The 1,705-nt window shown below is 33.3% G+C and carries 1 protein-coding gene; it reads right to left on the minus strand.

What is annotated here, in order from left to right; translation table 11 throughout:
- Positions 1 to 279: 279 nt before the first annotated feature.
- On the minus strand, positions 280 to 1,488 hold the full coding sequence (locus KSZ58_RS22330; protein ID WP_247230483.1) for an IS4 family transposase: 1,209 nt from the start codon (positions 1,486 to 1,488) through the stop codon (positions 280 to 282).
- Positions 1,489 to 1,705 lie beyond the last annotated feature (217 nt).

Here is a 1,705-nt window from a genome sequence, read left to right on the forward strand (position 1 = left end):
TCATTAAGTTAAGAGGATGAAAACAAACAGGATGCGGTTTTATTTTATCTCATTCTGATAGGATTAAGAGTATTCTGAAAAAAATGCATGACAAAAAGAAGATTTTTCAAGCAATTTATAAACTTTTGAGTTATAACTATATCGTATTAAGAAAAGCGGTAGTTGAAACATACTAGCGTTTGTGATTTCATAAGCCTCTTACATTTTCGATTTTGGCGGATTGGTAAGATATCTTGTGAAATGAGAGTTTCAAGATCAGGCGGGTGACCGCCTTTTCTTTTATAATGCTGGATAAAATAGCGACAATGATGTATCGCCATTTTTTTTGTTTATCGCATAAGAATACTTTTTTTTCTTACCCTTTCCCTTTGGCTTTTTATTTATTATATGATGAGCCATAATAAAAGATATATTATACAGTATCATCCTTGCCCAAATCTCCTGTTGGATGCTTTCTCGTTTTTTCGCATGAACAGCACACAGATCCGCTGAATATTTAAGGTCACGGAACGATAATTCTATACCCCATCGAGTATTGTATATTTCTTTTATTTCATCCTTACTAAATTCATCCCGGCTTAAATTTGTGATGATGGATTCATATTCTTCACTACCATCCAGCTTAAATCGAACTACACGGAAATGAAGTACATACTCAGGATTATGTTCATCAATAAAATCAAACGTAGATGTAGTAGATAAGAAACGATATTTCTCTGGTTGAGATTTTATATCTTTGGTCTGTTTTCTTGTCAATGTGATATGTAAATCCAAATCAAATTCTTCATCTGGCAGATTGAATTTTCTTAAAAGACTGGAAATCGAGTGTATATCTTTCACACGTATCAAAAAGGACTTACCCGACTGTATGATATGTGCCATAGTATTCCAGGTTGCATAATTTCTATCTGCGATAAAAATAGCATTATCATCGTGAAAACGTTCAACTATTTTCCACATGGCTTCGACCTCGTTCTTACTATGAATCCCTTGAACGATCGTATCTAAATAACGATGGTTTAAAACATCATAGCTGACATTAAGATGAAAAGCAGATAGAAATTTTCCTTTCGATGCACTTTTATGTAACGTATCGGGATCACTAAAATCAAGTGGTATTTGCATTTCAGACCCATCGACCGCAATAAGATGATAGCCCTTATATAAATTATCAGGTGGAAATGCTTTATTCAGTTCATTCAAAATATATTGAAAAACACGTGAAGAAATTTTAGAACGTGCCTGGACAAGTGCAGAGGCAGTTGGGGTATTATTTGAGTAATGGAAAAAATCAAGTAGTTCTTCCCGGATAGGCTTACCCGCCATTGATAAGATGAATGAAATAGTATCTTTAAAAGATAGCTTTCTAGATTTACGAGTGAAATCAGAACTTTCATGTGTGACAAAATGTTGATCATATTTCAAACGATCCGCCTTATTTAAAATCTTATCCAAAGAATTGAAAAGTGTTTTATGGATAGAGATCATACCACAATCCCCTCAATTCTTTTATCAGATATGAAGGTAGAACAAGCATTGAAATTATTACTAAGGATCATATAAGATCACCTCCTATACCTTACAAAAGCGCGAAGTGTAACGGAGCGCACGATTTTTCTGATTTTGTCAAGCCTAAATAAAAAAGACACCTATACTTTTTGTATAAATGTCTCTCATCTATTTTTCTTTAACTTAATGACATTGA

Source organism: Erysipelatoclostridium sp. DFI.2.3 (genome assembly GCF_019132535.1).
GTDB lineage: Bacteria > Bacillota_I > Bacilli_A > Erysipelotrichales > Erysipelotrichaceae > Clostridium_AQ > Clostridium_AQ innocuum.